This is a genomic window from Niallia sp. FSL W8-0951 (assembly GCF_038006525.1).
In the GTDB taxonomy this organism is placed as follows: Bacteria; Bacillota; Bacilli; order Bacillales; family Cytobacillaceae; genus Niallia; species Niallia circulans.
The window spans coordinates 1,131,778-1,154,811 of record NZ_JBBOVK010000001.1 but is presented as its reverse complement, the minus strand read 5'-3'; the positions used below and the strand labels follow the sequence as shown (position 1 = coordinate 1,154,811).

The 23,034-nt window shown below is 34.6% G+C and carries 21 protein-coding genes; 4 read left to right on the top strand and 17 right to left on the bottom strand.

What is annotated here, in order from left to right; translation table 11 throughout:
- Positions 1–362: 362 nt before the first annotated feature.
- A complete protein-coding gene (locus tag NSS71_RS05395; RefSeq protein ID WP_161798419.1) occupies positions 363–518 on the bottom strand; it encodes a hypothetical protein in 156 nt (51 codons plus the stop codon).
- Positions 519–1,745: 1,227 nt separating this feature from the next.
- Here NSS71_RS05395 and NSS71_RS05390 point away from each other — a divergent pair.
- On the top strand, positions 1,746–2,288 hold the full coding sequence (locus tag NSS71_RS05390; protein WP_432806537.1) for a ferritin family protein: 543 nt from the start codon (positions 1,746–1,748) through the stop codon (positions 2,286–2,288).
- 434 nt (positions 2,289–2,722) lie between these two features.
- Here the strand turns inward: NSS71_RS05390 and NSS71_RS05385 are convergent, their stop codons facing one another.
- The gene (locus NSS71_RS05385) at positions 2,723–3,694 is read right to left on the bottom strand and encodes a coiled-coil domain-containing protein (protein ID WP_061798987.1); all 972 of its coding nucleotides are present in this window, start codon (positions 3,692–3,694) and stop codon (positions 2,723–2,725) included.
- Positions 3,695–4,225: 531 nt separating this feature from the next.
- Here NSS71_RS05385 and NSS71_RS25670 point away from each other — a divergent pair.
- The gene (locus NSS71_RS25670) at positions 4,226–4,450 is read left to right on the top strand and encodes a tyrosine-type recombinase/integrase (protein WP_179290008.1); all 225 of its coding nucleotides are present in this window, start codon (positions 4,226–4,228) and stop codon (positions 4,448–4,450) included.
- A gap of 104 nt (positions 4,451–4,554) precedes the next feature.
- On the opposite strand, the gene glnA is transcribed toward NSS71_RS25670, so the two are convergent.
- From glnA to nadB, 12 genes are all read right to left on the bottom strand, one after another.
- Positions 4,555–5,892: a type I glutamate--ammonia ligase gene (gene glnA, locus NSS71_RS05380; protein ID WP_047944753.1), complete on the bottom strand. Its 1,338-nt coding sequence runs from the start codon at positions 5,890–5,892 to the stop codon at positions 4,555–4,557.
- 33 nt (positions 5,893–5,925) lie between these two features.
- Entirely contained in the window at positions 5,926–6,345 is a 420-nt protein-coding gene (locus NSS71_RS05375; RefSeq protein WP_016204997.1) for a MerR family transcriptional regulator, read from the bottom strand.
- A gap of 110 nt (positions 6,346–6,455) precedes the next feature.
- Entirely contained in the window at positions 6,456–7,724 is a 1,269-nt protein-coding gene (locus tag NSS71_RS05370; RefSeq protein WP_061798993.1) for a methionine gamma-lyase family protein, read from the bottom strand.
- Positions 7,725–9,020: a GTPase HflX gene (gene hflX, locus NSS71_RS05365; protein WP_095328469.1), complete on the bottom strand. Its 1,296-nt coding sequence runs from the start codon at positions 9,018–9,020 to the stop codon at positions 7,725–7,727.
- 157 nt (positions 9,021–9,177) lie between these two features.
- Positions 9,178–10,131: a stage V sporulation protein K gene (spoVK, locus tag NSS71_RS05360; RefSeq protein WP_336045335.1), complete on the bottom strand. Its 954-nt coding sequence runs from the start codon at positions 10,129–10,131 to the stop codon at positions 9,178–9,180.
- A 673-nt stretch (positions 10,132–10,804) separates the two neighbouring features.
- The gene (locus NSS71_RS05355) at positions 10,805–11,275 is read right to left on the bottom strand and encodes a DMP19 family protein (protein ID WP_167555750.1); all 471 of its coding nucleotides are present in this window, start codon (positions 11,273–11,275) and stop codon (positions 10,805–10,807) included.
- A gap of 182 nt (positions 11,276–11,457) precedes the next feature.
- Positions 11,458–11,697, bottom strand: coding sequence for an RNA chaperone Hfq (gene hfq, locus NSS71_RS05350; RefSeq protein WP_031538267.1), 240 nt, complete (start codon positions 11,695–11,697; stop codon positions 11,458–11,460).
- 27 nt (positions 11,698–11,724) lie between these two features.
- Complete coding sequence (gene miaA, locus NSS71_RS05345; RefSeq protein ID WP_285850552.1) at positions 11,725–12,687, bottom strand: tRNA (adenosine(37)-N6)-dimethylallyltransferase MiaA; 963 nt, start codon at positions 12,685–12,687, stop codon at positions 11,725–11,727.
- Positions 12,688–13,483: 796 nt separating this feature from the next.
- Positions 13,484–14,944 (bottom strand): sigma factor-like helix-turn-helix DNA-binding protein, encoded by a 1,461-nt coding sequence (locus NSS71_RS05340; protein WP_341151350.1) that lies wholly within the window; start codon positions 14,942–14,944, stop codon positions 13,484–13,486.
- Between the two features lie 173 nt (positions 14,945–15,117).
- Entirely contained in the window at positions 15,118–16,221 is a 1,104-nt protein-coding gene (nadA, locus tag NSS71_RS05335) for a quinolinate synthase NadA (protein ID WP_336045337.1), read from the bottom strand.
- A 21-nt stretch (positions 16,222–16,242) separates the two neighbouring features.
- Complete coding sequence (gene nadC, locus NSS71_RS05330; protein WP_095257384.1) at positions 16,243–17,079, bottom strand: carboxylating nicotinate-nucleotide diphosphorylase; 837 nt, start codon at positions 17,077–17,079, stop codon at positions 16,243–16,245.
- Positions 17,021–18,628, bottom strand: a complete 1,608-nt coding sequence (gene nadB / locus NSS71_RS05325; RefSeq protein ID WP_095257385.1) for an L-aspartate oxidase — start codon at positions 18,626–18,628, stop codon at positions 17,021–17,023. Before nadB ends, nadC begins: the two co-directional genes overlap by 59 nt.
- Positions 18,629–18,765: 137 nt before the next feature.
- Between nadB and NSS71_RS05320 the strand changes: the two genes are divergently transcribed.
- Positions 18,766–19,896, top strand: coding sequence for an IscS subfamily cysteine desulfurase (locus NSS71_RS05320; RefSeq protein ID WP_144581364.1), 1,131 nt, complete (start codon positions 18,766–18,768; stop codon positions 19,894–19,896).
- Positions 19,897–19,967: 71 nt separating this feature from the next.
- On the opposite strand, the gene NSS71_RS05315 is transcribed toward NSS71_RS05320, so the two are convergent.
- From NSS71_RS05315 to NSS71_RS05305, 3 genes are all read right to left on the bottom strand, one after another.
- Positions 19,968–20,486, bottom strand: coding sequence for a GNAT family N-acetyltransferase (locus NSS71_RS05315; RefSeq protein WP_095257387.1), 519 nt, complete (start codon positions 20,484–20,486; stop codon positions 19,968–19,970).
- Positions 20,487–20,509: 23 nt separating this feature from the next.
- Positions 20,510–20,962 carry a MarR family winged helix-turn-helix transcriptional regulator gene (locus NSS71_RS05310; RefSeq protein WP_095257388.1) on the bottom strand — a complete coding sequence of 151 codons (453 nt, stop codon included), beginning with the start codon at positions 20,960–20,962 and terminating at the stop codon, positions 20,510–20,512.
- Positions 20,963–21,326: 364 nt separating this feature from the next.
- On the bottom strand, positions 21,327–21,728 hold the full coding sequence (locus tag NSS71_RS05305; RefSeq protein WP_341151349.1) for a DUF2512 family protein: 402 nt from the start codon (positions 21,726–21,728) through the stop codon (positions 21,327–21,329).
- A 232-nt stretch (positions 21,729–21,960) separates the two neighbouring features.
- Here NSS71_RS05305 and NSS71_RS05300 point away from each other — a divergent pair, with 232 nt between their 5' ends.
- Entirely contained in the window at positions 21,961–22,977 is a 1,017-nt protein-coding gene (locus NSS71_RS05300; protein WP_341132487.1) for a DUF3231 family protein, read from the top strand.
- Positions 22,978–23,034: the final 57 nt, after the last annotated feature.

Genomic DNA, 23,034 nt, shown 5'->3' with positions numbered 1-23,034 from the left:
AATTTAAGTGTGACAATTATGTTAGATTTATACTGAATTATTCAAAAGAGAGTAAACAAAGGACATTATTTTCCAGCTGCAGATTGATCTTTTTCCTCCTTTGAATGAAACACAGCAAGTATTACATATAATAAAAAAGACTTGATTATAAAAATACCAAGTCATAAAGGATCGAATATAAGCATATAGACACCAAGGTGATCTGTCTCATGAGAAGACAACAGAAAAGCTACATATTTTTATTGATGACTGAAATTGTCCTCAATCCACATGGAGGAACTGCAAAAATCTAGAAAGTGGTATAAAATCCTCTTTGGAGTTTCTTTGCATGTAAAAAGCATCCACTGGATGCTTTTTATACTTTAAATCCTATTTACTATTTCTGAATATTTTTTAAATAATTCTTCAATTTCTTCTGGCCTTACATCATCTCCAAAAAAATCTGCCTGTTTCACATGTAAGGCTATTAACTCCATAATCATATCGTACTTATTTCTTCCAGTAGTTTTTAACTCCATCTTTGCACCTCCCTCCCTTTCATTATTAAAGAAAAGAAATTAATGGACAATCTATATATTTCGTCATTTTTCGACATAAATCTTCTTACCTATTTTTTAAGGTTGATTCCAAAAGGTGCTCGCAATTAATGGGGAAGCTGCAGTATGTTACGATTAAAAAGATAGTGGGGAATTGATACGATTTCTTGTATAAAACAATTATATATGCATTTCACATTTTTATTTTTCTTTGCTACCTCATTCGGTTATCTTATGTAATACTGGGAAAGTAGCTGTCTTTGTATACTCTAATCTTTTTTTATGTTAGGGTAAAGCTATCATTAAAACTAAATTTCATATATCAATTATTTAATTAAGGACATGAATTTATTTTTTTTGAAATAAAAAACAAAGGATGATTTGTTGAATAAAATAATAACGTTCCGCCAAAAGGTAATATACAATGGTAGAATTCACTTTTGCTTTTCAGATTTTGATGAAAATGGGCTCATAGAAATAATTGATCCTAAAACGAAATCCATTTTCTTAACACAACTTGAATGTCTTATATATAGGGTAAAATAAGCTATCCATTTAACTTGATTGTTTTTTCATGCTCTTACACTTCCTTTTCCTTGCTAACATTTTTCAAATGTACTGTTTCCCTTGCCTTTTTTCTAATATTAATGTTTTTGCTGAAAGTGAATCTTGGCTTGTAGTATTTGCTGCTACTTCCTTTACAAATCAGCATCATCATTCAAATTATTAGATATAGGAAAAATAAAGAAGTATTATATGGATAAGAGGATACTGAATTTCCTAACTGAATCTATTTCACTTCTTCTTTTTCCACAAAGAAGGATGTGTTCCTAAACAAATTCTAGCTTTCTCCGACCTTACTAATAATACTTATAAATGGAGAGTAAGACAAGTTAAGGTAGTAAACTAACAAACAAAAGCCCTAACGAAAGGTTGCTTGCTTATCTAATTCTTTATTTTCTAATAAATTAATACATTGATGCTTATTAATCTCATAAATAGCCTCTTTTTGTTCTGCTTCTGTCTGACAAAACCCATTTTCATTTTAGACAAACATTTTCTGGAACAAATTAACATAAGATATCTAAAAGTAAAAGGAGGTAAACTATGTCTTCTGAAGTTATTACAGGGCTTGACGGTCCAATATATCACGGCACTACATTTTTTCAAGCTGGTCCTTGGAATCAACCTTTGCATTGTCAGAATAATATGTGTCATGTTCACTATTCCCACGGAGTTATCAATTTGAAATATCCCCCTTATCATTCAACTACTTATCCTTATCCACAATTTCTAGGATCTTACGTTCCAGGTGTACCAGGTTTTACTTCGCCTTTTCACGCTCATTCTAGAAATAATTCTTATTCATTCATTGAGAAGGCAATTGATGGTGAGTATTCTGCTATCTCTTGTTACCAGCATCTGATTAACCTAGCACCATCAAAAGAAATCAAGGAAAGAATTACGGAAATTAGAAATGATGAAATGCGACACTTCAGAACTTTTTCGAATTTATATACACAATTGACGGGGAAGAACCATCAACCTAAAATGATTGAAAATTGCCCAAATCAGTTTAACGCTGGAATAGACTTTGCATTTAAAGATGAACAAGAGACCGTTGATTTTTACTTAGAGACTGCCTCCAAAACTGATAATCTAAAAATTAAAGAAGCATTTATCAGAGCAGCCCATGATGAACAAAATCATGCAGTTTGGTTTCTTTATTTTTTAAATAAACGCGTAAGCTAGGATAATCACCTAGCTTTTTTATTGGATTGGCAAACTATCCTTTTAATTTTCCGTCTTAATAAAATTTCGTCTATTCCATCTAAAAAAGCCTTGGTATAAAAATACCAAGGCTTTTATCATTAATACATTTCCATATACTGGTCGCTCTCCCATGGGTGCACTTGGACACGGAACATATACTATCTCATAATAGTGGGCAAAAGTTCATATAAATACAGAAGTTTTACGCTTTCCTTTTTATCTCATAATAGATAATATAAAAGATGTTAAAAGTGAAGTAGATAGAGTAATCGTGGAAAATAACCATTATCGTTATCCGTGGGGATTAAATAAAATGACCCCGGTACAATACCGGGACCATCTAATTGCTGCTTAGCACTTTTTTAAACTGTCTATAAAATGGGGACAGTTCAATTAGGAACGCTTTTATATTTTTATTTTAGTTTCATATTAGCCAAAACAAAATAATTGTCATACCAAACTGCCTTACTATCTGTTTTAATTTCAAGCTTTTTAACACCTTTAACGGATATAGACATATTAATTGGTAAGTCACCCGCATTAAAGTTATACTCTTTGATTAATTTACCATCACCATAAAATGCAATATGGCCAGGAATTTGACCACCATCTTGTAAACCTAGCATACCAGAGATAGATGAGTACTTCCCTTGAAGGTTAAAGTCATATACGTTGCTCTCGTTATCGTTTGCAACATAGAATGCATAACCTTTGGAATATTTATTCCCTCCTGTTTTTAAAGCCCAATCTTCATTGGTATATGAGCTACCAGTTTGATGATATGGTTCCTCAAAAACATCAGACATATAAACTCCATTTGTACCTTCACCTAAGTACCAAGTTTTCACTTTACTATTATAAGAAGTACCAACATTATACATTGAACCTAATAGTTGAACAGGAGCGTAAGGTACACCATTGTAGTTAACTAAGACAGGAACCGATTTACTTGATATTGTTGTATTACCGCTTTTGGTATTACCAAGATAACTTAACTTAGCGTCAAGAGGTTGAATTACTTTAGCCTTTAGGCTTTTAATTTCTTTATCACGAGATGCTACCTTATCTTTTTGGCTTTTTATTTCTTTATCTTTACTTGATATAGTTGATTTTAACCTTTTTATTTCTTTATCCTTAGAAGCTACATTACCCTTTTGTTTTTTTATTTCTTTATCCCTGCTGGAAACTTTTGATTTTAAATCCTTTATTTCTTTGTCTTTTGAAGAGACTTGTTTTTTCAACTTGCTATTTTCCGCTTTTAAATCTTTAACTTGCTTTTCTAATGATGACTTTGAAGCTGCATCTACAGTGCTACTAAATGTAACAAATGTACCCAATGTGAGTACAAATGCCATTAGAAACATTAATACTTTTCTGTTTTTCACTAATTCTCCCCCTTTATGTATATATACCTATGACTAAAGTATTATATTATATCCATTCTATAAAATCAACCATATTTTTCTATAAAAATACATATCCTAGCAAGCTAAAAAAACCCCCTAATGAGGAACGCTTCTCTTTGAATATTTTCTTAATGATATAAATTTAATATGTATAAATGCAAACAATTTAAACTTAATAGAAAATAATTGTTTGTATTTTTTTAATTTTATTGAAACATTTTTTCATCTTTCGTATTTATCACTATCTTACATAAAAGGATGGTTAAGAATACTTATGTCATATTTACAATTTAGTGAGGTTTTTATAAAAAATATTCGAGAGCAATTGAATGCAGACTTCTTTGTCTCAAAGGACTTCGTGATAGAAACTAATTATTTTTCACCTAAAGCAAAACATCTTTACATAATTTATAAGTATCAGAAAAATTATGAATTTACGCTACGCTATTTTTTGGGTAATGATTCATTTTCCATCACAATGCAGCTTGGTGATATTATCTTGAAAGCATATTGAGAAGAGCCGAGTTACCTCAAATAGCGATTCATGCCCTTAGGGATCCTCATGCAGTTTTATTATTAGAAGCTGGGGCAACTATAGAATATGTACAAAAAAGACTTGGTCATAAAAACTACCAAGTCACTGTAGATACCTATTCACATATAACTAAAAATATTGAAGAAAATTCTTTATCCAAGTTTGAAAATCATATGAATAATGTACTCGGAAAAATTTAATTTCATGGGCGTTTTATGGATGTTCGTTATTCTGACCAATAACTAACCATTTCCACCCATGAAATAATTTAGCTTAAACCTTTAAGATAAATGACTTTTACTAATTAATACATTTCCATATACTGGTCGCGCTCCCATGGGTGCACTTGGACACGGAACATATCCCATTCAATCTCTTTTGCTTCTACAAAATGATCAAAGATATGCTCTCCTAGAGCGTCAATCATTGTTTCATTTTGCTTTAGCTCATCTAATGCTTGCGCTAATGTTGATGGTAAATCAACAATGCCTTCCGCAATTCTTTCTTCTTTGCTCATAATGTAGATATTTCGATCTACTGGAGCAGGAGGAGTCATTTGGTTTTCGATTCCGTCTAAACCTGCTTTTAATAAAGCTGCCATTGCTAAGTATGGGTTAGCAGCTGGATCTACACTACGTACTTCTACACGAGTGCTTAAGCCACGTGAAGCTGGAATACGCATTAGTGGAGAACGGTTTCTAGCAGACCATGCAACATAGCAAGGTGCTTCGTAACCAGGCACTAGACGCTTATATGAGTTTACAGTCGGGTTAGTAATGGCGGTAAAGCTAGTAGCATGTTTACCAATACCAGCGATAAATTGCAATGCTGTTTCGCTTAATTCTAATTCACCTTTTGGATCATAGAAAACATTTTCGCCATTTTTGAATAGAGAAAGGTTGCAGTGCATACCTGAACCATTCACACCAAATAATGGTTTTGGCATAAATGTCGCATGAAGACCATGCTTACGAGCAATGGTTTTAACAACTAATTTAAATGTTTGAATTTGATCACAAGCTGTAATTGCATCCGCGTATTTAAAGTCAATTTCATGCTGTCCTGGTGCTACTTCATGGTGAGATGCTTCAATTTCAAAGCCCATCTCTTCCAATTCTAACACGATATCACGACGACAGTTTTCGCCTAAGTCTGTTGGTGCTAAATCGAAGTAACCACCATTATCATTAAGTTCTAAAGAAGGTGCGCCTTTTTCATCCAATTTGAATAAGAAAAATTCCGGCTCAGGCCCAAGATTGAAATCAGTGAATCCCAGCTCTTCCATCTCTTTCAAGACTCTTCTAAGATTATTACGAGGATCTCCTTCAAATGGTGTTCCATCTGGATTATAAATATCACAAATCAAACGTGCCACTTTTCCTTTTTCTGCAGTCCATGGGAATACAACCCAAGTGTTTAGATCAGGATATAGGTACATATCGGATTCTTCAATACGTACAAAACCTTCGATAGAAGAACCATCAAACATCATTTTATTATCCAAAGCCTTATCTAACTGACTAATTGGAATTTCCACGTTTTTGATTGTTCCTAGGATATCCGTGAACTGTAAACGGATAAATTTCACATTACTTTCACTTGCAAACCTTTTGATATCTTCTTTAGTGTAATTTTTAGCCACGACTATTCCTCCACTCCCTACTTTTCTTCTTATCTATTTTTGAAAATAACGAGACATGTCTCCTTGTCTCATAGAGGGACGATGAGTATCATTAAAGCGACCTGCATTTAATAATTCTTTGCGCAATAATTTACGCAAATCCTCATCCGATAATTCTCTGCGTGCTTTTTCTGCTTCTTTCTTTACTTCATCTGTCAGCACTTGTTTTTCTTGAACAGAGAATATTTGTTTAATTCCAGCAAGGTTTACTCCTTGATCAATTAGATCTTTAATCTCCAATAACTTATCAATATCCGATAATGAAAAAAGTCTTCTATTGCCATCCGATCTTGCTGGAGCCACTAATTCGTGTTCTTCATAGTAACGAATTTGTCGAGCGGATAGCTCTGTTAATTGCATGACAATACTTATTGGAAAAAGAGGCATCGATCGACGAATTTGACTACCAGACATGGCATTCGGCTCCTTTAAAATGATTTAATCCCCTTCATTATATGATTGGGGAAAAAAGATGTCAACTAATGTTACAATTTCTTCCCAACCGATGTAACGGATTGTTATACTCAAATAGTAATCAGTTTTTGTTCTAATAATCGATTAATGGCAATACATATAGCAATTTTAACATGCGAGTATGTTAATCCCCCTTGAACGTAAGCAACATATGGAGGCCGGATAGGTCCATCTGCCGTTAATTCAATACTTGCACCTTGAATAAAAGTCCCAGCTGCCATGATGACATCATCTTCATATCCTGGCATGTAATTAGGATATGCCGTTACGTGGGAGTTTATCGGCGAAGCATATTGAATCGCTTGGCAAAAAGCAATCATTTTGTCTTTATCATCAAATTGAACAGATTGAATAAGGTCTGTTCTTTTGGCATTCCAGCTGGGCGAAGAATTCATCCCCAATTTCTCCAGCATAGCTGCTGTGAAAATTGCTCCTTTTAAGCTTTGCCCAACAACATGTGGGGCAAGAAAGAAACCTTGATACATTTCTTGTAAACTGTAAAGAGAAGCTCCTGCCTCTGCACCAATACCTGGAGATGTCATGCGATAAGAACAAGCTTTAACGAATTCCTCTTTTCCGACAATGTAACCACCTGTTTTAGCAATTCCCCCACCAGGGTTTTTGATTAAAGAACCTGCCATTAAATCAGCGCCGACATGGCACGGCTCCATATCTTCCACAAATTCCCCGTAGCAATTATCAACAAATACAACCACATCACTTTTTATTTCTTTAACAAAAGCAATCATCTTTTCAATTTCTTCAATGGCAAAGGAAGGTCTCGTTGCATAGCCCTTTGAACGCTGTATACCAATCATTTTCGTATTTGCATGAATAGATGCAGCGATTTTTTCATAATCTGGCTGTCCATCTGGAAGTAAATCAACACTGTTGTAGTCGATATTAAACTCACGCAGTGACCCTGTCCCTTCCCCTCTTAACCCAACAATTTCTTCTAATGTGTCATACGGTTTCCCTGTAATATATAGAAGCTCATCGCCTGGTCGAAGGATTCCAAATAGCGCCGTACTGATAGCATGTGTTCCTGAAATAATTTGCGGTCTCACTAAACCAGCTTCCCCGCCAAATACTTCTGCATAAATACTTTCCAATGTATCGCGGCCAATATCATCATATCCATACCCAGTGGACGGAATAAAATGTGATTCACTTACCTTGTGATTTTGAAAGCTTGCTAAGACACGAAATTGATTGGAATCAATTCTTTTATCGATTGATTGATGTACTTCCTTTATTTGTTGTTCCACTTCCATTACTAATGATTCTAGCTGTGTTCCATATGTTAACTGCGTATACATTTATTTCTCCCATTCCTCTTTTTCTATCGACTTTTTATAGTTTAAAATAGCATGTTCTTTAAACGCATACCCTTTACACAAATAGTTTTGCGTTTCTTCATCAAAAATTAAGCTGCGCAGGACTGTTTCATTTTTTAGCTGCGACAATAATTTCCCATTATTACTTTCAACCGTTGTTTCATAATATTCCATGTTTTCCATCATCATTTGTTCAATTGTCTGCTTCAGCTGTTCCCGGTCTTCTTTATCAAAAGCGCTGATTAAAATACTTTCTGTTTTGGATGTAGGGACAAATTTTGGATGCACTAAATCTTTTTTATTATAGACCGTTAAATGCGGAATTGCGGGTATTTCCAAATCTTCAAGTAATTTATGTACGGTTTCCTCATGCTGATAATATTCCTCATTAGAGCTATCCACAACGTGAAGCAATAAATCTGCTTCTCGTACCTCTTCTAAAGTAGAACGGAAAGCAGCAACTAATGTTGTTGGCAAATCTTGAATAAATCCTACTGTATCCGTAATCAGTGCTGAAAATCCGCTTGGCAGTATAATTTTGCGTGTCATTGGATCTAAAGTTGCAAACAAAATATCTTCTTCAAATGAATCTGCTTCCGAAAGGCGATTAAATAGTGTCGATTTCCCGGCATTTGTATATCCAACTAAAGCAATTTGGAATGCTCGGTTTTTCTTTCTTCTCTCCCGATAGCGATCGCGATGCTCGACAATCACACTTAATTGCGTTTTAATATCGTCAATTCTCCGTCTAATGTGCCTTCTATCTGACTCAAGCTTTGTTTCACCAGGACCTCTTGTCCCAATCCCCGCTCCTAGTCTCGATAATTGCAGACCTTGTCCGCCCAAACGCGGCAATAAGTATTGTAATTGAGCAAGCTCTACTTGAAGCTTTCCTTCTTTCGATCTTGCTCGGGATGCGAAAATATCTAAAATTAGTTGTGTGCGATCAATAATTCTAGCGTCCAAATTTTTAGATACATTGCGCACCTGACTTGGCGATAACTCATCATTAAAAATGATTAAGTCTGCTTCTAACTCCTCTGCAAGCATTTCTAGCTCTTCTACTTTTCCTTTGCCAATATATGTAGAAGGATGAATTCGTTCTCGCATTTGCGTCAGCGTTGCGACAACTTCTCCGTTTGCTGTTTTCGTTAAATTCGCAAGTTCTTCCATCGAATATGCAAATCTGGCAGCGTCATTTTGTGTCTCGCAGCCGACCAGGATTACTTTTTCTTTTTCTATTTTAGTTTCTTTCAAGTATGTAAACCTTCTTTCCATGTCGAACTTTATCTATTATAGCAAACAAACTGCGTTTCTTCTATTTGCTCCTTATAAGGTTACCCAAAAGATGTCTTAGTAAAAATGCCTTTTTGAAAAAACACAGAAAAAAGGCTATTCTACGAGAATTTCTACTTTGTAGAATAACCGGCTATCCTTATTTTTCATGGGAGCTTAACATTAAATCATTACTTCTTATTGTCATAAGTTCGTATTTATCATAATTGCTTTCTAATAGCAGCCTCATCGCTTGCGCTCTTATCGATTTTTCGATGATATTACGAATATAGCGGCCATTCGAAAAGCTTTTTGGATGCTGGACGTTTCGTATATATGAAAGATGTTCTTTTAGTTTTTTTTCTGCCTCATGACTTAAGGCATATTCCCTTTCTTTTAACATTCGATCAGCAATTTCCATTAATTGATCTGTCGTATAATCGGGAAAGTCAATGACTAGCGGGAACCTGGAGTGAAGGCCAGGATTTAACGAGAGAAAAAAATCCATCTCTCTAGAATAGCCTGCTAATATTAATATAAAGTCATGCTGTTTATCCTCCATATGCTTGACTAATGTATCAATTGCTTCTTTTCCGAAATCCTTCTCTCCACCTCGACCTAAAGAATAGGCTTCATCAATAAATAAAATACCGCCCATCGCTTTTTTTACGAGATCCCTTGTTTTTTGTGCTGTATGTCCGATATATTCACCAACTAAATCAGCACGCTCGGCTTCAATTAAATGCCCTTTTGATAAGACATTCATTTTTTGAAAAAGCTTGCCAATCAACCTCGCAACCGTTGTTTTTCCAGTCCCTGGATTACCTTTAAACATCATATGCAATGCTTGTTTGCCTGTTTTCAGGCCACTTTCTTCTCTTTTTTTATTTACATAAATCCATGCGTATATCTCTTTTATCATTTTTTTCATTTCATCCATGCCAACAAGGCTTCCTAATTCCGCTTCAATTTCCCTAAGTGCTTCATGTTCACTCGGAACATTTCTGGGGATTGACTCAGCTTCTGGCTTTTCCTTTGGAAGAACCTTCTTTTTCTGTGAATTGATTACTACGCTGATCTGTCCATTATTCTTCATCCGGATTGGATGCTCCAAAAGCCACACCTCCTCTTAAAACAAAACGCTCAAACACTTGCCCATCAAAAGCATTATTTATGACTATTTATAAGCATTTACATCGATTCATACTGTTTGCTACTATTCCCCATTGTTAATGTATATTCAGAAACTTTGCTATTCATTAAACTATTTTAGATTATTTTTTAAGTCCTTTCGAGGAGACTTCTGGTGAGTCCATATATGGAGAATGTTATTATGCTAAAATAAAGAAATATTTCAAATATTATGTTAAATGATAAAGGAGATTAAATGGCTAGCATATTTTTAACTTCAAACGGTTTTTTTACCGATACAATTAAAGCTGAATTCTTATCCGTACAAAATCAGAGCAGTTATTTTAGGACCTTCTATCAACGTGGTGCATCATTTCTCACCAGAATTATATAGAATGAAATGGAGTAACTTCAGGGCTTGGGGGTTAACTGATAGAGCTATCTTTCCTCATTATGATCGAGAAGATATTTATAGAGACAATAGTGGTAAGAGCATGGAGGATCGTTTGAAGGAATTTGAAAGAGATACAAACAGCACTATTACTAGGTTAAAAGACAACCAATATATTCTTTTTCATATATAAGCAAAATCTCCATCAGCGGGCGCTTCCTTCCTTTCCACTGATGGTGACTTTTACAATGGATTCAGCCTATCTTTAATCTTCCATAACCTCGATTAATTCACGGTATATATCCACAAAATAATTCTCTAATAAATCTTCTAGTTTACCAGAAAGCTGATTATATTCCTCATCAGCCTTTGTATTTAACGAATAGAATGCTTCTTCAGGTATTTCTCCATTTTCTAATGCTTGAAAAAGATTCCATAATTTCTCTCCATACTTTTCTTCGATTAACGCATAAGCATCAGCGTTTATGTCTTTCAATATTCTTATCAGTTCTGCAAAGTATTGGTGTCCACCGACCTCTTCTATATACCAAGAAAACCAATGGAATAATCCTTCATGTCCTCCGCTTTCCATTTCCGAATAATAATTGTAAACCATATATACCTTATTGGCCGTTTCATTTTCTGCTGGAAAATTATATTCTGCCATTATAGACACCATTACATTCCAAATATCATGATTATTCATTAATTCAGTTTTTTTTATTTTCTGTAACAATGATATCTCTCCCTTTAGTCATATATTATAGATACATCAATAAAAAACAGACTAAACCTATATTTGATCTAGTCTGTTTCTCATTAAGCTATTCCATATTCATTTCCTTGTAAATGCCTATGTATTCCTTTCTTTGACTTGAATGAAACAATAGGAATTTGAATTGTCCTATAATATCTTTTTTACTGAACTTGTGTGCCTTCTAAATCAATCTGTACATTTTTTTGTGGGGCAAACGTAGAAATCGCATGCTTATAAACTAACTGCTGCTTACCTTCTGATTCAAATAATACAGTGAAATTATCGAAACCTTTTATAAATCCACGTATTTGGAATCCGTTTAATAAGAATACCGTTACGTTTGTGCCATCCTTACGTAATTGATTTAAAAATTGATCTTGAATATTAACTGATTGCTTCATGAAAATCCTCCTCTTTTCTCTCTACTATTATGTATTCGATTTAATCTCTAGCATTCCTTCTAAATAAGACGAAATTTCCTGTATTTTTTTTGTAATGTCATTTGTTTTGACGGTATCTGTCATATCATACCATTGTACATTCATTTTATTGCGAAACCAAGTTAATTGCCTTTTGGCATATCTTCTTGAATTTTGTTTTAACTCTTCAATCGATTCATTTAAGCTTAGAAGTCCATCGTAATACTTATAGATTTCCTTATAGCCGATTGCCTGAATGGACTGACAGTCTCTTATGCCCTGATGATAAAAATGCTCCACTTCCTCTAACAATCCATTATCAAGCATTTGATCGACTCTTTTGTTAATTCGCTCATAAAGAATTTCTCTATCCATTGTCAGACCAATTAATGCAGCATCATAGAGCGCCTCTTGCTTCTGCTCTTTTTGGATTTCAGACATTTTTCTGCCAGTAACATGAAAGACCTCGAGTGCTCTAATTACACGTCGTACATTATGGTGGTGGATAGCAGCTGCAGCCTCAGGATCTATTTCCTTCAATCTGTCATGAATCCTTAAGCTTCCTTCTCTCTGTGCCATTTCTTCCAGTTTCATCCGAAAAGCTGGATCTGAAGCTGTTTCCTGAAACTGATAATCATATAAAACCGCTTGAATATACAACCCAGTTCCGCCAACAATAAACGGCAACTTTCCTCTTGCTGTAATCTCTGTTATTTTTTTGCGCACAAGCTCCTGAAATTGGGCGACGGAAAAACTCTCGTCTGGTTCTACAATATCAATTAAATGGTGCGGAACCCCCTGCATTTCTTCGGGAGAAATTTTTGCTGTCGCAATATCCATCCCCTTATATATTTGCATGGAATCTCCGCTAATGATTTCTCCGTCGTATTTTTTCGCCAGTTTAACGCTAAGATTGGTCTTTCCTACAGCAGTAGGTCCAATTAGCACCACAACTTTTTCCTTAATTGTCAAATGATTCAACTGCCTTTTGCCAACATTTAGCCATATCATATATAAGCTATTATTATTATTTTATCACATTCCTCCGTGCAGTTTAACCTGTAAGCATTATTACCAATCCTTTATGAAATATACAGAATTTTATCAATCAATCTTTATTTTTTTCTTCTCTTCTAAATAAACAGTTATATTATATGGATTGTTATGTATCATTTGGTTTATTTCTTCGCTATGAAAAAATTGATTGATGGAACGTATAATCTCTTGAGCAGCATCTTTCTTAATTCTTTATCCTCCACTACAAAAAATGTATATATTTCAATAGCTATTTTCTTTCTCTGAGGAATCGATACTACATCTTTCTATATGAAAATTTACTCCTCATAAGAATCCTTCCTCCAAACAAGGAGTTATATTTAACCATCTTTTATTACGTTCGACTCTTTCTTTATGATAATTGGAAACTGTCAAAGGAACTCTATAATTATACTTTTTTAAGATTGACTATACTCTCTTTATATCAGTCTGTTCTGTTACAAGTTCAATGGTGTTGGGAAAAGATATAATCAGATTCTGTTAATTCCCATTTTCAGAAAAATTCTCTGGAAAAAGTTTTATCCTTTTATTTGGCTTCTGTAAATACTTAATAAGCTTCTTCCTCCTCCCCAATTGAACGATGTAGGATATCTTGTTTTTTCATTCTTACATGCTTCGTCCAATACACCAACATAAACTTCCAATTCTACAAAATTAATTGCTTAAAGTTTCTCAATTTATTCAATAAGATCCCCTCCCTAACTATTTTGTGTCAAGCATCTAATTCTACTTCTTTTCTATTATCTCCATAGATTTTTATAATATAGGGAGCATGGTTAAAGAGTTTCTGAATGTCTTCATGTTGGAAAAAGATTTGTATAGATCTTTTTAACTCTTTGGCAGTTTCGATGTTTTTCGCTCGATCTTCATCTGTTGTGAAGGCTAATTCTGTAAATATATCGAATTTCAATTGCTCATCTTCATATGTTGGATACACATCATATACTTTATATTTTTCCTCCTTAAATATATAGGCTTCCAAAAGAGCTGGAGCAATATCCCACATTGCTTTTTCGATTTTTACAACGTCTGCACTAACCTTTCCAATTGAGAAATTCCATTCACTATCAAATTTTTTCATAATATTTTTGATTTCTTCCTTTATCATTGCTTCTTCTTCTTTTGGAATAGATTCAGATAAAAGGATTTCCGTTGATTCGCCAGATGAATAGGTTTGTTTATAATAATAGGTATTTGATGCAAGTAATTCGAATATTTCTTGTTCCATTTCCATCTGTTTATTCTCTGCCTTTTGTTCATCTGTTTGTTCTAGTTCTACTTCATTCAATTGGTTCATCTCTTCATACTTTATTTCGTAATCTAGGTCCCTATCCTTTAAATAAGATTCGATGAACATTGTTACCTCTTCTTTCTTTTCTAAACTCTCTGCTGTGCTAAATTGGACATATAAAATATTAGTTTCCCTTTCTGGATTGGTATAAATATCGGTATAGCCTTTTTGTTGAATCTCCCTTCCTAGCTGTAACACTCCTCCCTCCTTATAAATTTTATAAATATCCGGTCCGAGACTGACTCTCGTCTTTCCTAACGTTTTTTGATTAATGGATCCATTAGCAAGTAAAATAAATATCATAAGGATTAGCAATAGTGTCTTTCGCTTACCATTAATGCTTGATTCTATGTATTGGTTTTTCTCTTCAAAACGGAAAGAATCCAGTAAGTTTTTATTCACGAGTTTTATATCTTCTTTTATAACTGCTTCCACTTGTTCAATCGGTATTAACTTGCCATTATTTGTCCATACAAGTATGGCATCATAAATAATTACTTTCACTTTTCTCTCAGAGATATGTAGATTTCGCGCTATTTTTTTATAAGAAAAACCGTAGTAATACTTTAGTAAAAAAGCAACTCGGGCATTTACCTCAAGCAAACCTAATCGATTTAAGAGAGTACTAAAATCTAAGAATTTCTCATAAAATTGATTAGTGCGATTGTATTTAATATATTCCTTGATTATTGGTTTTGCCCATAAACGCTCAAAATGGTGAAAGGACCACTTACCCTTCACTTGATCTACCGCTCTATTTAACAATTGTTCTGCTAGTGCTCTATTTCCAGTTAATAAAGATGCTAGAAGATACCATTCATTTATATAGGCTTGTATATATTTCTTCCATTGTCTATGGCGTCTATTCAGGGTATGTTCCACCTTTCGTCATTCTCCATATATTACCTATATTTTAAAGGAAGATAGAATGCTTGTCATTAACAACTGTTTGAAAATTCAACTTACTTGGATTTGTTATTGAGATATGTAAAGGCATCTAAACTTAAGCACCAAAAAACTGCCTTTATTTTACAAAGCAGTTTTTTGCGTAAAACTTAGGATAATTCCAACATTCTATCCAATGCTATTTTTGCGTTAGACGCTGTAGGCTCTTCGACAATAATTCGATTCCTTTCAAAATTGTCTTCAATTGATTCTAAGCACCATACGAAATGAGGCAAATCAATCCGATTCATTGTTAAACAAGCACACATATATGGATTAAGGGAAATAATTTCTTTATCCGGGTGCTCTTTCATAATCCGATTAACTAAGTTCATTTCCGTACCAATAGCAAAAGCACTTCCAGGTTCTGCATTTTCGATTACATCAATAATATAATTGGTTGAACCAGCTAAGTCAGCTGCCGCGACAACTTCTCTGCTGCACTCTGGATGGACAATAATTTTCATGTAAGGATATTGTTTTCTAACTTGCTTGACATTGTTTACGGTAAAATTTTCATGCACAGAACAATGACCTTTCCAGAGTATTACTTTAATATCTTCTATCACGCCTTCATAAACAAGTTCATTTTTGGCCGGATCCCAAATGGCCATCTGTTCTAAAGGTACCCCTAAATTATAGGCAGTATTTCTTCCAAGATGCTGATCTGGTAAAAATAGTAATTTTTCCTTTTTTGTAAAGGCCCAGGATACCATTTTTTCAGCATTAGAAGAGGTTACGGTTGCTCCCCCATTTTCTCCGACAAAGGCTTTAATGGCTGCTGTTGAATTTACATAGGTTAGTGGTATGATCGTGTCTCCGAATAATTCCTGCAGCTTGGTCCATGCTCGATTAGTCTGATAAATATCGGCCATATCCGCCATCGAGCAGCCCGCCCGCATATCTGGCAAGTAGACTTTCTGCTTCACTGTAGTAAGGATATCAGCTGTTTCTGCCATGAAATGAACCCCACAAAAGACAATAAACTCTGCTTCAGTATTTTCAGCCGCAACTTGCGCTAGCTTTAAGCTATCCCCTGTAGCATCGGAAAATTGAATGACTTCATCCTTTTGATAATGATGACCTGGAATAAATAGTTTTTTGCCTAATCGATTCTTTACACAAACAGCTCTCTCTTCTAATTCCGCGTTTGTCATGGCTAAGTATTTCTTTGGTATTGTATTCGATGCTTGCAGCCCCTCTAAAAGATTCATTTTCCTCTCCCCTTTTTATCTTTAATCAAAGCTTACTTTCACACTAATATCTAACGCTTTCACCGAATGGGTTAAAAATCCTAATGAAATATAATCCACTCCACACTCTCGATAGGAAGCAAGATTTTCTAACGTAATTCCTCCAGATGCTTCTGTTGTGACAGTTTCTGGTACATGAGTAATCCACTCCACGATTTCTTCAGGCTTTCGATTGTCAAACATAATCACATCAGCGCCAGCAGCTAAAGCTTCAAACATTTGTTCCTTTGTTTCCGTTTCAACTTCTACCTTCACCATATGGCCAATTGACTGTTTAACCGCTTTTACAGCATTAGCGATCGAACCGGCAAAGGCAATATGATTATCTTTAATCAACACCGCATCATACAATCCAAAGCGATGATTATGTCCTCCGCCAACTGTTACTGCATATTTTTCTAACATTCTTAATCCTGGGGTCGTTTTTCTTGTATCACTTATTTTTGTATAGCCACTATTTAATGTTTCTACTGCTTCACGTGTTTTTGTGGCGATACCACTCATTCTTTGGACAAGATTTAAAGTAACTCGCTCTCCTTTTAATAAATCACGAATCTTTCCTTTTACTGTCGCCAATTTTTGACCTGCTTCCATTCGGTCGCCATCATGGATAAGCATTCTGACTTCTGTGGCAGGATTTAAAACCTGGAATCCTGCCTGAATAATCTCTTCCCCGCAAAAAACTCCATTATCTTTCGCTAAAAATACGATTTCTCCTTGCTGCTCTTGTGGAAAAATCGCATCTGTTGTCACATCACGTTCACCGATATCTTCTATAAAAAATGCTTCCAGTAGTTTCTGCAATTTTAATTGGTTCATTTTGATTCTCCTTTGTTTGTTCTCGATTCATACAGACCTTTTTCTTCATCCATTCATTCTTTTCCATAGGATAATCAGAACGAAAGTGGCCCCCTCTGCTTTCTTTTCTTTCCAACGCAGATTTTGTAATTAGAAAAGCAGTTAAAAGCATAAAGTACTTTTCTATCTCCTCGACTGACTTATTTTCTAAAGAGATCTGTTCCAGATTGGTTATTCCGAAACCTTCAAGCCATTCAAGATGCATCTGTAAGTGGATTCCATTACGGACAATGCCTGCATACTCCATCATTCGATTCTGAATCTCTCCTCTTTCTGGCAAAATCGGAAAGAAATTTGCCTTCTTTTCTTCGGTTTTGCATTGAAACATTTTCGCTTTTATTTTTGTTTTTTTTTGAAGGAGTGTCGCAAGGCTTTTCCCCATATATAAACCCTCTAAGAGAGAATTGCTGGCTAAACGGTTCGCTCCATGAAAACCTGTACAAGCTGCCTCACCAATTGCATAAAGATTATTGATATTTGTTCTTCCATGCAGGTCTGTATCAATTCCTCCCATTAAAAAATGACTCCCTGGCGCAACCGGAAGCAACCCTTTCTGCAAATCAATGCCCGCTTCTCGACACATATTTGCAATCGTAGGAAATCTTTCTTGGAAATTTGCAATCATTGAAATATCTAAATAAACTGGTTCCCCACTTGATAAATACTGATAAATTGTTTGGGAGACGATATGCCGTGGCGCTAAGTCTTTATATGGATGGACATGTTCCATCACGTACTCACCAGAAGCTGTAACTAATCTTGCTCCATCTCCTCTGACAGCTTCTGAAATCAGTCCAATCGTTTTTCCGTTGACATAAAGCAGGGTAGGATGAAATTGTATAAACTCCATATCGCTAATATTTGCCCCAGCTAAATAAGCAAGCGCAATTCCATCTCCCATAATGGTGGAAGCACTACTCGCATAGGTGTAAAGATTTCCACAGCCTCCTGTTGCAATAACAGTATGAGCGCTATAAAATTCTGTTCGCGTGCCATCTGCTAAAATCCCTTTTGCGCCAAAGCATTGTTTAGTATTAGTATTTACCATTAATTCATAGACAAAAACATTTTCAATGATTTTAATATTATTAGTCTTCGTTTTCACTAAATACTGCATCAGTTGTTTTCCCGTAGTATCGCCGCCACTGTGAACTATTCTGTTTTCCGAATGAGCACCCTCCATTCCTAATGCAAGATTTCCTGCCATATCCTCATCAAATGCGCATCCACCCTGCCGTAAATCATTTATTAAGAAGGGTGCTGCATTTGTAATTTCCGCTACTACTTCAGGATTATTGTGAAAGCGTCCAGCTTCTAAAGTATCAAGTGCGTGCTTTCTATAATCATCTGAATCTCCCATGCTTGCAGCAATTCCACCTTGAGCTAAATAAGAATTGCTGATTTCGATATTAGATTTTGTGAGAATAATCACATTGAAGTCAGTTGAAAGCTTTTTAGCTAGCTGCAAGCTAGCGATTCCACTACCGATAATCAATACATCTATGGCCATTTTTCACCATCCTATTTTACAAGTGTCTTGACACCTATATTTACATAGATTTAAAATTATGGCAAGGGTTTTTTGGAAAGACTTTTAGCTTTGAATCTGAATCCTGTAAACTACTGATCTTTTTGGAGGAATTTTTGATGAAATATTTTGACTATGCAGCAACTACTTCTTTAGATCCCGATGCTGCTTCTACTTATGTCGAGGTTGCTTGTAAATACTTTGGGAATTCGAATAGTCTTCATGATATGGGAGATACAGCTAGTAGAATCGTAGAGAATTGCCGTGATGAATGGGGAAGATTAATAAACGTAGATAAAAATGGCATATACTTCACAAGCGGCGGTACAGAAAGTAATTTTCTTATTTTGCACAGCTTACTAATGGGAACAAAAAAGGAAGGAAAACACCTAATTACATCAACAGCAGAGCATGCTTCTATACATAGTGCGATGCATGTCTTAGCTGACAAAGGCTATGAAATTACATATTTGCCATTATCAAAAACTGGCTTAATCGATACTCGGTTACTAGAAGAAACAATTCGTCCTGATACCGTGCTTGTTTCTATCCAACATGTAAATTCTGAGATTGGTGCAATCCAGCCTATAAAAGAAATCAGCACGATTTGTAAAAGATACCACATCCTTTTTCATAGTGATATGGTGCAAAGTTTTGGAAAAATAGAGGTTAAAGAAGTAACCCCTTATGTCGATGCATTATCCCTCTCAAGCCATAAATTTTATGGACCAAAAGGCGTCGGTATTGCCTATATTAATCCGAATGTTCCTTGGATTCCAATAGTATTAAATGGCAGCCACGAAAATGGCTTTCGCTCTGGCACAGTTAACACAGCTGGGATTGCAAGTATGACTGTCGCTGCCCAAAAGGCATGTTCTACAATTTCGAAAAACGAAACGAAGCTTTCTAAGTTCCGAAAATTATTTACGAAGATGATTCCGAAAGAATCCGTTACTATTTTTGAATGCACGGATCAATATCCAGGAATTATCGGATTACGAGCTAAAGGGATAGAAGGTCAATGGCTAATGCTTGAATGCAATCGTCGTGGATTTGCCATTTCAACTGGGAGTGCGTGCCAGGTCGGAAAACAAGCCCCTTCCAAAACAATGGAGGCATTTGGATTAGCAGTTCAAGAGGCAAAAGAGTTTGTTCGGATATCGATGGGCAAAGACACCAAGGAAGATGATGTAAGGGATTTGGCCAATACGATTAAACAACTTGCAATAAAGAGTTCACTTCCTAAGTAACCTTTTAATGGAAAGCCATACCCCCTGATATGTTAGGCTTTCCATTGCTTAACGAAATTATTTCTTCAGAATTAAGAAAGAATCTTTGTCATGATATAGTCAGATTGTTCTTCATTCCCCATATAAAAAGAGTGAGCACCAGTCTGAACAAAACCAAACTTTTGATAGAATCTAATGGCTTTTTTATTTTTTTCCCATACACCAAGCCAGATTTTTTTTTTGGATTCCTTCTTAGCAATATCAATAGCTTTATTCATTAGAACTTGTCCAAGACCATGTTTTTGAAATTTCCCTTTTATATAGATTCTTTCTATTTCTAGTGAGTCTTCTCCCATTTGTTCAGATTGTGCGTCCATCCTATTTATCTTTAAATATCCAGCTAGTTCTTTATTTAAATAGACAAAATAGAATTGTGAAGAGAGATTGGACAATTCCTTTTTCAGTTGCTCTAAGTTAAAAGCTTTTTCCAAATAATCTTTCATATTTTCTGGTGAATTTTGATTCCTGAAAGTCTCATCAAAAGTTTCCAAGCTAATATCTTGCAGTTTATGTATATCAGCGATTGTACATTTTTCAATATAAGTCTCCATAGAATACCTGCTCTCCTTCCGTCTTAATAATTGCGCTTATTGCCTTTTTTTACATATTCCCAGTCTTTTTCTATATTTTTTCTTACTCTTAGAAGGAGGGTGAACAAGATATCCACCTCCTCTTTAGACAATCCAGCTAATGCTATTTCATTTGAATAATCATTTTCGCTTTTGATATATGGATACACTTTTTCTCCTTTTTCTGTTGGAAATAGTCTTTTTATTTTCTTGTTATGTGGATCATCTTCTTTTGTAATGAATCCATTAATCTCCAATTTTTTAATTGCTCTTGCAGCCGTTGTTCGATCTACTTTAATCATTTCAGCTAACTTCTCTTGAATGATACCGGGATTTTCAAAAATTCTTACAAGGTATAAATATTGCCCCCTTGTAAGATTATATTCTTTAAATTCGATATTACTAATTGAATCTAGCGCTCTTCCAATCATTCCAATCTCTCGAAGAATTTCTTTCACCTTTCCAACCCTCAATCCTTTTTGTTGTATTTACAATAAAAATAATTAAGTTTATTTTAATCCTTTTTTGCTGTATTTGCAATAAAATAATTAAGAATTAATTACTTTTTATGCACTTTATATAAAGATGCTTATGCAAAAAATCAGTTGGCTCTATAGAGTCAACTGATTTTTAGACTTTAGACAAATTTTTGTATTTTAGAAATAGAATGATAAATTAGCATAGTTATCATTCTCCTTGAATGGTGGAATATTGCTTGCAGCGGGCCTAGTCCATAAATTAAACACTCTCAAGGAATACATGCAATATCAATTCTGCTTTCAAATATATTTTTGTTGAAAACTTTCCTTTATTCATTAATAGTTAAAAAGTAGATTCTGGATGATTAGGTTTCTCCTCAAATACATTATTATTAAGATATTTATGAAAAAACCACTCTCCTATTCCTATTACTACAGCTGATAGAATTGCTGCAAAACTCAGGTTATTATCATCTGCAAACATGGATTTACCCATTAAATAAATGATAAGAACCGTCAATATTGCATCTGAAACTGTCGCTATTATGTTACGCTTTACAAATGCTGCATCATCGCCGATTTTTCTAAAGATGAACAAATCACCAATAATGTAAGCAGCAATCGTCAGAACAATGCTGATCCAAAGCGTATTGCCAAATTCCCCATCAAAGATTCCAGTAAGAATAATCCCTAATACTAAGAGGATCATTATTAGCTTAATAACAACCGCCTTCAAATGATTCATCTACATCCCTCCGTGATTTTTATACCTAATAAATACCACGGAAATTTTATGTTAATCCTCTAAGAAAAGAATTTATTATGGTAAATTCTAGAACAGTCTATTAACTTTATCCTATTTATCGCTTCTTTAACATTTTTTTTTCTTACATAAAAATGGCGCAACTATGAAATATTAATATAATATCAAAAAAATAAAATTGTATTTGATATATGCACTTGTTGGAGGAGTTTTTATGAAGAAAATCAGTCATGATGTAGAACTAACCACACCTGAAATAGCGAACCTTTGGACTCAATACATAAATGATTCTTTATCCATATGTATTCTTACCCATTCAATTGAAAAGGCAAAAGACAAAGACATTAAAGAAGTACTTAACTTTTCCCTTAGTCTTGCTGAATCCCATATTACTAAAATTACTGATTTCTTTACTCAAGAGAACTTTCCCATTCCCAAAGGTTTTTCAGTGGAGGAAGATGTTAATTTAAATGCTCCTTCTATCTTTACTGACGCTTTTATTATAGCGTATTTACATGTTATGACCTTACTAGGATTAACTGGATATGCAGGTGCCGTTTCTACATCATCAAGAGATGACCAGTTAGATTACTTTATTCAATGCAACAAGGAAACGATGGAGTTACATAAACGAATCGTTTCCATCATGTTAAATAAAGGATTCTATAGTAAAACCGCTAGAATTAATACACCAGAGCAAGTCAAATTTGTCGATGACCAGAGTTATTTAGCTGGATGGTTTGGGAAAAAACGACCATTAAATACGATTGAAATAAGTGGTATGAGTTTTAACATGAAAAAAGACATAGTAAAAACCGTTTTAGAATTAGGATTTGCTCAAGTTTGCCAAATAAAAGAAATTCAAAAATATTTTGAAAGAGGTAAAAAAATTTGTTTGAACCACTTCACTACTTTTAATACTATCCTTACAAAGGAAGACTTATCTTCTCCGAAAACATGGGTGTCGGAAGTAACAAATTCCACCGTTCCCCCTTTTTCTGATAAATTAATGTTATACCATATTGTTACATTGGTTTCTTCTGCAGTTGGCTATTATGGTGCTGGCTTATCTGTTTCTCAAAGGAGAGATATCGCCGCAGAATATACGAAATTCATGGCTGAAGTGGGTTTATACGCCGAAGATGGATGTGAATTATTAATAAAGTATGGATGGCTAGAGCAACCTCCGTTAGCTGATAACAGACAGACTTTAGCAAATAATAAAGAATAATTCTTACTGCTAGATTTACTAGTTAGGAAAAAAATATATGGAGCATAGTCTCACAGG

Coding starts and splice junctions, on each gene's coding strand:
- NSS71_RS05390 (WP_432806537.1), top strand. CDS start 1,746: ATGTGTCATGTTCACTATTCCCACGGAGTTATCAATTTGAAATATCCC.
- NSS71_RS05315 (WP_095257387.1), bottom strand. CDS start 20,486: ATGGAGACTTATATTGAAAAATGTACAATCGCTGATATACATAAACTG.
- hfq (WP_031538267.1), bottom strand. CDS start 11,697: ATGAAGCAATCAGTTAATATTCAAGATCAATTTTTAAATCAATTACGT.
- NSS71_RS05305 (WP_341151349.1), bottom strand. CDS start 21,728: ATGAATCATTTGAAGGCGGTTGTTATTAAGCTAATAATGATCCTCTTA.
- nadA (WP_336045337.1), bottom strand. CDS start 16,221: ATGAATCTTTTAGAGGGGCTGCAAGCATCGAATACAATACCAAAGAAA.
- NSS71_RS05370 (WP_061798993.1), bottom strand. CDS start 7,724: ATGTATACGCAGTTAACATATGGAACACAGCTAGAATCATTAGTAATG.
- NSS71_RS05320 (WP_144581364.1), top strand. CDS start 18,766: ATGAAATATTTTGACTATGCAGCAACTACTTCTTTAGATCCCGATGCT.
- nadB (WP_095257385.1), bottom strand. CDS start 18,628: ATGGCCATAGATGTATTGATTATCGGTAGTGGAATCGCTAGCTTGCAG.
- hflX (WP_095328469.1), bottom strand. CDS start 9,020: ATGGAAAGAAGGTTTACATACTTGAAAGAAACTAAAATAGAAAAAGAA.
- nadC (WP_095257384.1), bottom strand. CDS start 17,079: ATGAACCAATTAAAATTGCAGAAACTACTGGAAGCATTTTTTATAGAA.
- NSS71_RS05300 (WP_341132487.1), top strand. CDS start 21,961: ATGAAGAAAATCAGTCATGATGTAGAACTAACCACACCTGAAATAGCG.
- NSS71_RS05395 (WP_161798419.1), bottom strand. CDS start 518: ATGGAGTTAAAAACTACTGGAAGAAATAAGTACGATATGATTATGGAG.
- NSS71_RS05375 (WP_016204997.1), bottom strand. CDS start 6,345: ATGTCTGGTAGTCAAATTCGTCGATCGATGCCTCTTTTTCCAATAAGT.